At 71.1% G+C, this 8,355-nt stretch carries 7 protein-coding genes; 2 read left to right on the top strand and 5 right to left on the bottom strand.

The window, feature by feature from the left end; genetic code table 11:
- Positions 1 to 170 precede the first annotated feature (170 nt).
- Entirely contained in the window at positions 171 to 923 is a 753-nt protein-coding gene (locus KV205_RS24380; RefSeq protein ID WP_265866699.1) for a GntR family transcriptional regulator, read from the bottom strand.
- Between the two features lie 186 nt (positions 924 to 1,109).
- On the opposite strand from KV205_RS24380, the gene KV205_RS24385 reads away from it, so the two are divergent.
- A complete protein-coding gene (locus tag KV205_RS24385; protein WP_265866700.1) occupies positions 1,110 to 2,489 on the top strand; it encodes a glycoside hydrolase family 18 protein in 1,380 nt (459 codons plus the stop codon).
- Between the two features lie 112 nt (positions 2,490 to 2,601).
- On the opposite strand, the gene KV205_RS24390 is transcribed toward KV205_RS24385, so the two are convergent.
- Together KV205_RS24390 and KV205_RS24395 are read right to left on the bottom strand one after the other, a co-directional pair.
- Positions 2,602 to 3,705, bottom strand: a complete 1,104-nt coding sequence (locus KV205_RS24390; RefSeq protein WP_265866701.1) for a DUF4190 domain-containing protein — start codon at positions 3,703 to 3,705, stop codon at positions 2,602 to 2,604.
- A gap of 237 nt (positions 3,706 to 3,942) precedes the next feature.
- Entirely contained in the window at positions 3,943 to 5,523 is a 1,581-nt protein-coding gene (locus KV205_RS24395; RefSeq protein WP_265866702.1) for a S8 family peptidase, read from the bottom strand.
- A gap of 224 nt (positions 5,524 to 5,747) precedes the next feature.
- Between KV205_RS24395 and KV205_RS24400 the strand changes: the two genes are divergently transcribed.
- Positions 5,748 to 6,857, top strand: a complete 1,110-nt coding sequence (locus tag KV205_RS24400) for a threonine synthase (protein WP_265866703.1) — start codon at positions 5,748 to 5,750, stop codon at positions 6,855 to 6,857.
- A gap of 4 nt (positions 6,858 to 6,861) precedes the next feature.
- Here the strand turns inward: KV205_RS24400 and KV205_RS24405 are convergent, their stop codons facing one another.
- Both KV205_RS24405 and KV205_RS24410 read right to left on the bottom strand, forming a co-directional pair.
- Positions 6,862 to 7,344 carry a cupin domain-containing protein gene (locus KV205_RS24405; RefSeq protein ID WP_265866704.1) on the bottom strand — a complete coding sequence of 161 codons (483 nt, stop codon included), beginning with the start codon at positions 7,342 to 7,344 and terminating at the stop codon, positions 6,862 to 6,864.
- A gap of 94 nt (positions 7,345 to 7,438) precedes the next feature.
- Positions 7,439 to 8,146, bottom strand: coding sequence for a DUF4232 domain-containing protein (locus tag KV205_RS24410; RefSeq protein ID WP_265866705.1), 708 nt, complete (start codon positions 8,144 to 8,146; stop codon positions 7,439 to 7,441).
- Between the last annotated feature and the right edge of the window lie 209 nt (positions 8,147 to 8,355).

Here is an 8,355-nt window from a genome sequence, read left to right on the forward strand (position 1 = left end):
GCGGGTACGGACCGGGAAGGTAGGGGCGGGGCATGACGAACCGTCGCCGCCGGGCGTTGCCCATCGGTTACGGGAACGGACACCGCGTCAACTCGACGTGAACGGGCGCCCCGCGAGCCCGCCTCGGGCACCGCTCACCACGCCGCCCGGCAGGCGGCACCCGGCACCGCTCACCGCACCGGCAGGTGGTACGCCACCTTGTAGCGGTCGGCCGGGACGACCACGTCGGCGGTCTCGACGGCCCGCCCCGAGGCGTAGTAGGTGCGCTCGATCACCATCACCACATGGCCCGGCACACCGCCCAGGGTCAGCAGCTCCTCCGCGAGTCCGGGGCGGGCCCCGACCTCCTCCACCACGTTGTCCACGACCACGTCGATCGCGGCCATCCGCTCGACGACGCCGCAGCCGCCCAGCGGCCCTTCCTCGGGCAGCATCACCGGGCTCCTCCCGGTGACGGCGAGCGGCTCCCAGGAGGTGGAGAGCATCATCGGCTCGCCGCCGTCCCGGAACACGTACCGTGTGCGCATCACCCGCTCCCCCGGCTCGATGCCGAGCCGCGCGGCCACCTCGGCGCTCGCCGGCTCCTGCTCGCTCGCCGACTCCCAGGTGCCGCGCACCCCTTCGGAGGCCTGCTCCTGGCGGAAGGGGCTGGCCCCGGCGGCCGGCCGGTACCCGGAGCGGGCGATCCGGCGCGGCACGGGGCGCTCGCGCACATAGGTCCCCGAGCCCGAGCGGCCCTCGACCAGACCCTCCGCCATGAGGACCTTGCGCGCCTCCAGTGCGACGGTGTCGGAGACCCCGTACTCCTCCCGGATCCGCGCCTGCGAAGGGAGCCGGGTGTGCGGGGGAAGCGAGCCGTTGGCGATCTTCTGGCGGAGATCGCTCGCCACCCGCAGATAGGCGGGCTGCTCACCGAACGTCACTGGACACTCCCCTCAGCTTGACTGTCAGCAACAGACTGACAACCGAGGGTGCGCAGCCGCAAGCATGGGCCAGAGTTTCACCCGAAGTGATGACATGCCTTTACGCGGCCCCTTTTCGCAGGTATAGCCACCGAACTCCCGTCGGAATCCTTGACGTTAATGGTCCAGACCAATACGTTGCCGCCCATGCGTCGAAGAACCCATTCCCGGCTGTCCCTCGCCGCCCTCCCCCTCGGCCTGCTCGGCCTCCTCGGCACCCTCGCACCCACCGCCGACGCGGCGACCGAGCACGTCTCCAAGCCCGCACACAACAGCGCGTACAACAGCGCGTACAAGCGCGTCGGCTACTTCACCCAATGGGGCGTCTACGGGCGGAACTTCCAGGTCAAGGACCTGGAGACGAGCGGCACCGCCGCCAAGCTGACCCACATCAACTACGCCTTCGGCAACGTGAGTCCGGAAGGCACCTGCTTCACCGGCAACGTCCCCGGCGAGGCGGACGCCTGGGCCGACTACGTCCGCCCGCTCGACGCCGCCGGCTCCGTCGACGGCGTCGCCGACACCGCCGAGCAGCCGCTGGCGGGCAACTTCAACCAGCTGCGCGAGCTCAAGGCCAAGCACCCCGGCCTCAAGGTGATGATCTCGCTGGGCGGTTGGAGCTGGTCCACCCACTTCTCGGACGCCGTCCGCACCCCGGCCTCCCGCAAGGCCCTGGTGTCCTCCTGCATCGATCTCTACATCAAGGGCAACCTCCCCGTGGACGGCGCCCGGGGCGGCACGGGCGCCGCGGCCGGTCTCTTCGACGGCATCGACATCGACTGGGAGTGGCCGGGCTCGGCCGGCGACACCGACACCGTCTTCCGCCCCGAGGACAAGCAGAACTTCACCGCGCTGGTACGGGAGTTCCGCACCCAGCTCGACGCGTACGCCAAGTCCCAGAGGCCCGTGAAGGGGCAGCCGCGCAAGCACTACGAGCTGTCCGCGTTCGTGCCCACCGCGCCCGCCAAGATCGACGCCGGCTTCGAGGTCGCGAAGATCATGCGCGACTTCGACTTCGTCAATCTCCAGGGCTACGACTTCCACGGCAGCTGGGAGTCCACCACCGCCCAGCAGTCCGCGCTCTTCGCCGCCAAGGGCGACTTCAGCGTCGACCAGACGGTGAACGACTGGCTGAAGCGCGGCGCGCCCGCCCGCAAGCTGGTGGTCGGCATGCCGTTCTACGGGCAGGGCTGGACCGGCGTCAGCGGCGGCGGCACCGGCCTCGGGCAGCCCGCCACCGGCGCGGCGCCCGGCACCTGGGCCGCGGGCTCGGAGGACTACGAGGCGCTGCGGAAGCTCGCGGACTCCGGCGCGTACACCGTGCACCGCGACCGCCGGAACGGCCACGCCTGGCTCTTCGACGGCAGCACCCTGTGGACCTACGACGACCCGCAGGTGCTGCGCACCAAGTCTGCGTACGTCCGGGCCAGGGGCCTCGGGGGCGCGATGTTCTGGTCGCTCGACGGGGACACCCCCGACGGGCAGCTGATCACGGCCGTGCACGGCGTCCTCGGCGGCCGCCGCTGAGCCACGAACGGGCACCACGCGCGCGTGCGCATGTCCGCACCTGAGCCACGGGGCCGGGCCTCTTCGTGAGACCCGGCCCCGTGCCGTACACCCCTGACCGCCCGTCGAGCCGTCAGACGTCCTCGCCGCTGCTGTCCTCCAGGGTCCCGGTCAGCCCGAGCGAGGACCGCGACTCCGACTCGTTGTCGGTCGACAGGGCGTCGAACGCGTCCTCGTAGTCCGCCCAGAAGGCGTCCGAGTCCTCCGCCCTGGCGAGCCGCTGCCACGTCTTCGCGGCGGCGTCGAGCCGGCCGGCCAGTTTCTCGACCGGCTGGGCGGAGGCGCCGGACCAGGTGTGGCCGCGCAGTCCCGCGCTGGCCGAGGTGACCGCCGTGTGCATCTTCGCGGCCCAGGCCTTGTTGGCCGCGAGGTCGGCGTCCGCGTCCTCGTCGGGCTCTTCGGCAATGACGTCGTCGATCGGGTTCATCGTGCGCAGGAAGTGCAGCTGATGCGCGTCGAGGGTGCTCGCGTCACTGCGCAGCGAGGCCGTGAAGGGCGCCTCCTCGGTCGCGAAGGCGCAGGTCACCGAGCGGTCGCCGGCCCGCCAGCTCTGCCGGCTGGGGATGTAGTAGTAGACCAGCGCCTCCTCCGGCACCGCCCAGGTGTCGAGCGCGTAGCCGGTGTTCATGCGGTCGCAGCGCACCTCGGCGAGCTTGTCGATCGCGTCCTCGCCGGGCCACTCCTTGAAGCCCGAGAGCTTGAAGTTCCCCGTGACCTCGCCCTCGTGGGGGCTGGTGCAGGGCACGGTGTCGACGTCCGTCGTGTAGGTCTCCAGCTTGCCCTTGATGCGGAAGCAGTCGCCCTTGTCCAGCGAGAACGGCGACTGGGCCGCCGCGGCGTCGTCCAGGCCCTTCTTGAAGCCGCTCCAGAACTCGCCGATCCCGCCGGTCACCAGGCCGAGGATCACGAGCAGCGTGGCGAGGGAGGAGAGCACGATGCCGGCGACGGCCATGCCCTTGCCCTTCTGCTGCTTCTTCCTGATCTGCGGCAGGGCTACGAGACCGAGGACGAGGCCGAGCGGCGGCAGACAGCAGACGATGCCGGAGACCATGGAGGCCACCGCCAGACCGCTGGTGGACTGTCGCGGCATCCCGTACGGTCCGGGCGTCCCGTAGGGGCCGTACGGTCCGGCGGGCGGCGAGGTGTACGGCCCGGGCGCGGCGTACGGTCCGGGCACGGACCCCGGCGCCTGCGGGCCGAACCCCTGACCGGGCGGCGGTGGAGGCTGCTCCGGGGAGGGCGAATCCTGAGGCGGCTTGAAGGGGTCCACGAGTACGGTGCTCCTGTTATCGAACGGCCGCGCGCATCGTACGCGGTCCCGGAGCAGGGGCGACACGCGGGTCGACATGGATGAGGGGGCGGCCGCACAGGCGGCCGCCCCCTCATCGTTCGACAGGCGTCGGATCAGTGGGCGTCAGAACTGCAGCGCCCAGGAGTCGATCTTCCCGGTGTCCCAGGCGGCGTTGTCCGTGACCCGGAGCTTCCACGTGCCGTTCGCGACCTCCGAGGAGGCGTTGACGGTGTAGGTGGTGTTGATGTTGTCCGCGCTGCCGCCGGTGCCGAAGCCCTTCAGCGTGTACGCCGTCCCGTCGGGCGCGATCAGCTGGACCTGGAGGTCACCGATGTAGGTGTGAACGATGTTCACGGGAACCTGGAGAGCGGACGGGGCGTTGCCGGTGATCCCGGTGACGGTGATCGGGGACTCCACGGTGGAGTTGTCGTTGATCGCGTAGTCCGCGGTGTTCTCGAAGCGCTTCCCGGTGGGCGGCGGGGTGGTGCCGCCGTCGCCGACGTACAGCAGCTTGTTCGGGGAGCCGGTGCCGGGGCTGGTCACCACGTTCGGGGTGGCGGCCGTCGTCAGCGCCGAGGAGACCTGCGACGGGGTGGCCGTCGGGTTCGCGCCCAGGTAGAGGGCGGCGGCGCCGACGACGTGCGGGGTGGCCATCGACGTACCGGAGATGGTGTTGGTGGCCGTGTCGCTGGTGTTCCAGGACGAGGTGATGGAGGAGCCCGGCGCGAAGATGTCCAGGATGCTGCCGTAGTTGGAGTAGCTGGCGCGGGCGTCGGAGGAGGTGGTGGCGCCGACGGTGATGGCCTCGGCGACGCGGGCCGGCGAGTAGTTGGACGCGTTGGCGCCGTCGTTGCCGGCGGCGACGGCGTACGTCACGCCGGAGGCGATCGAGCGGCGGACGGCGTCGTCGAGGACGGTGTCGACGCCACCGCCGAGGCTCATGTTGGCGACGGCCGGCTTGACGGCGTTCTGGGTCACCCAGTCGATGCCCGCGACGACCTGCTCGGTGGTCCCGGAGCCGGAGTTGTCGAGGACGCGGACGCCGACGATCTTCGCCTTCTTGGCGACGCCGTACGAGTTGCCCGCGACGGTGCCGGCGACGTGGGTGCCGTGGCCGTGCCCGTCCTGCGCGGTGTTGTCGTTGTCGATGGCGTCGTAGCCGTAGGAGGCCCGGCCGCCGAAGTCGCTGTGGGTGATGCGGACGCCGGTGTCGATGATGTACGCCGTGACGCCCTGGCCCGCGCTGTCCGGGTAGGTGTAGCTCTGGTTGAGCGGCAGGGCCTTCTGGTCCAGCCGGTCGAGGCCCCAGGACGGCGGGGAGGGCTGCGTGCCGTCTACGTGGAAGACGCGGTTCTGGCTGACGGTCTCGACGGCCGGGTCGGCGGCGAGCTTCTTGGCCTGGGCCTCGGAGAGCTCGACCGAATAGCCGTTGAGCGCGGCCGTGTAGGTCCGCTTGATCTTGGCGCCGAACTTCGTCGCCACCGCCCGGCCCTTCGCGGTCTCCGCCTGGGCGGCGGACTCGCGGAGGGTGACGATGTAGCTGTTGGCGACGGTGCCCTCCGCGCCGGCGTTCAGGATGACGCCTTCGGCGGTGGTCCCGGCCGCGTTCGCCGGGAGGGCGGAGAGGGAGCCGAGCGCGAGGGCCGCGACGGCTATGGCACCGGCCGCGGCGAGTCTGCGCCGCGAATCACGCATCACGGACATGTGAGGGGTCCTCCTCATAGGTGGTGCGTTGCTGTGGGGGTCGTGGAGCCGCGCTCCCGCCGAGGCGGGAGCGAATGAACAGGGACATGACAAAACAGCGTGAGGGATCCGCGCCGTTCGTCATCTCCGGCTTCCTGGCGAAAGATTGACCGATCCATAGGAATCCCACAAGGGCTCCGAGCGCCTTGACACGCCCCCGTCACACCACTGACATCCTGGGGATCATGACGACCTACGTGTGCCCGCGCTGCGACGTCCACTCCCCCGCGTCCGCCCTCACCTGGTGTTGTCCCCGCTGCCGCGGTCCCTGGGACCTCGATTTCACGAGCGCGCCGGTGCCGCGGGAGTCCCTCGCGTCCCGCTCGAATTCACTGTGGCGTTACGCCGAAGCACTGCCGCTCGCCACGGAGTACCCGCACATCACCCTCGGCGAGGGCCGCACCCCGCTGGTCCCGCTCACCGACACGGTTTCGGCCAAACTCGACTTCCTGATGCCCACGTTGTCCTTCAAGGACCGCGGCGCCGTGATGCTCGCCGAACTCGCCCGCCGGCTCCGCCCCCGCTCGGTGCTCGCCGACAGCAGCGGCAACGCGGGGACGGCCGTCGCCGCGTACTGCGCCCGCGCCGGACTCGACTGCTCCGTCTACGTACCCGAGGGCACCTCCCCCAAGAAACTGGAGCAGATCCGCGCCCACGGCGCGCACACGGTCGTCGTCCCCGGCGACCGTGAGGCCACCGCCCGGGCGGCCCGCGCCGCGGCCGACGAGCCGGGGGTCTTCTACGCCTCGCACGTCTACAACCCGCACTTCCTGCACGGTACGAAGACCTACGCGTACGAACTCTGGGAGGACCTCGGCGGCCGGCTCCCCGACACCCTGGTCCTCCCCGTCGGCAACGGAACGCTGCTGCTCGGCGTGGCCCTCGCCGTCGAGGAGTTGTACGGGCACGGGCTCGTCGACCGGCGCCCCGCGCTCGTCGCGGTCCAGGCCGAGGCGGTCGCGCCACTGGCCGCCGCCTTCCACGCGGGCGCGGACGAGCTCACCGGCCCGCCCACCGCCACGCGCCCCACCCTCGCGGAGGGCATCGCCATCCCGGCCCCGCCCCGCGCCGCCCGGATCCTGCGCGCCGTACGCGCCTCCGGCGGCACCTTCCGCACCGTGACGGACGACCAGATCCGGGCCGCCCAGCTCGACCTGGCCCGGCGCGGACTGTACGTGGAGCCCACCGGGGTGGCCTGCTGGGCGGCCGTACGGGCGGCGCCGGAGCGTCCGGGCACAACGGTCGTCCCGCTGTGCGGCGCGGGCGCGAAGACGGGCCTGGCGCCGACCTCGTAAGAGGTCAGTCGGTCCAGTAGGTGTCGTGCTTGACGAAGAACTCCGTCCGCTCCTCGTCCGTCATGCCGGCGACGGTGGACACCTTCTCGAAGTACTCCTCGCGGGGCGCGCCGGGCGCGAACAGCAGAAGCATGGAGGAGGGCTCGTCGGAGTCGTTCCGGAACGCGTGCAGGCCGCCGGTCGGCACGTAGAGGAAGTCGCCCTTCTCGGCGTCGACCCACCGCTCCCCGTCGTACAGCCGGACCGTCCCGTCGAGAATGAAGAAGGTCTCGGAGATGGTGCGGTGGAAGTGGGTGGCCGGGCCGCCCGCCTTGGCCTGCATGTCGATGCGGTAGAGGCCGAACTCGCCGCCGGTGGAGGCGGTCGTGGCGAGGTAGTGGGTGCGGGTGCCGCCCGGGGAGACGAACTCCGGGGGCGTGCCGGCCGGCCGGAACGCGGCGCTGATCTCGCCGCTCTCGCCGTGGTAGCGGGCTTCGGGGTACGACATGGGTTGCTCCGATCGTCAGGGGGCCGGGGAGGCGGCGCGGGTGCGCGGGGCAGCCTGCTCCGTCCTCCTCCGCCGTCCTCCCCCGTCCCGCCGACTAGAACTCGTCGGCGCCGTTGCGGAGTTCCTGAGTCCAGTAACCGGTCTTGGCGGCGTCCTCGTCGACGGCGATCCCGCCGGCCGGGGCCTTGACCACGATGCTGCCCTCAGTGGGCTCGTCGCCGGTGAACAGGTTCACGTCGAAGGAGTTCACGACCTTGTTGTCCTCGTGGACGCCACCGAGGGAGATCCGCACATTGGCGTACGCCGGGTCGCCGGGCTGCAACACGACCGGAGCGGCCGGCTTGCTCTTGGCGACGGGCGGGATGTCCTTGGCGGTGTGGATCTCGCCGAAGGCGATCAGCGGATAGCCGTCGAGCCGGCAGGCCCGGCCGGACTTGTTCACGGCGGTGAGCACGATGTGCTCGGTCGGCGTCTCGTCCGCCTTGGCCGCGGTGACCCGCACGTCCTTGAACGTGCAGGACGCCGTCTTGCCGCCGGTCGCGGCAGCCTTCTTGGCCCCGGTGCCGGTGCCGGTGCCGGTGCCGGTAGCAGTACCGCCGGTGGTCGAGGCGGTCGTCGTCGTCGCCGACGCCGTCGCCGACGCTGTGGCCGTGGCCGACGAGTTGCTCGTGGTGGCGGCCCCCTCGTCCCGAGTCCCCGTCCCCGCGTCGTCGCCACCGCAGGCGGTCAGCCCCAGGGAAAGGACGGCAACGGCCGCGACGGCCAGGACGGTGTTCTTACGATGCGTACGGGTGCTGCGCATGGTGGTTTCTCCCCCGCGTAAAGGTCGGTCGGCGCGCGCTCGGCGCCACAACACCACCATCCCCTCCGCCCTTACCGTCCTGCTGTCGCCCCACTAACGCCCCGCTACCGCGCGCGCCCGTACAAGCCGGCTGTGAACGCAGAAAAGCCCCGCACCAGATGGTGCGGGGCTTTCCCACAATGATTGTTCGGCGGCGTCCTACTCTCCCA

Source organism: Streptomyces sp. SKN60, from assembly GCF_026236535.1.
In the GTDB taxonomy this organism is placed as follows: Bacteria; Actinomycetota; Actinomycetes; order Streptomycetales; family Streptomycetaceae; genus Streptomyces.

Excerpts from the sequence above, each read along its gene's own strand:
- KV205_RS24385 (WP_265866700.1), top strand. The coding sequence starts at position 1,110 with ATGCGTCGAAGAACCCATTCCCGGCTGTCCCTCGCCGCCCTCCCCCTC.
- KV205_RS24395 (WP_265866702.1), bottom strand. The coding sequence starts at position 5,523 with ATGTCCGTGATGCGTGATTCGCGGCGCAGACTCGCCGCGGCCGGTGCC.
- KV205_RS24400 (WP_265866703.1), top strand. The coding sequence starts at position 5,748 with ATGACGACCTACGTGTGCCCGCGCTGCGACGTCCACTCCCCCGCGTCC.
- KV205_RS24405 (WP_265866704.1), bottom strand. The coding sequence starts at position 7,344 with ATGTCGTACCCCGAAGCCCGCTACCACGGCGAGAGCGGCGAGATCAGC.
- KV205_RS24410 (WP_265866705.1), bottom strand. The coding sequence starts at position 8,146 with ATGCGCAGCACCCGTACGCATCGTAAGAACACCGTCCTGGCCGTCGCG.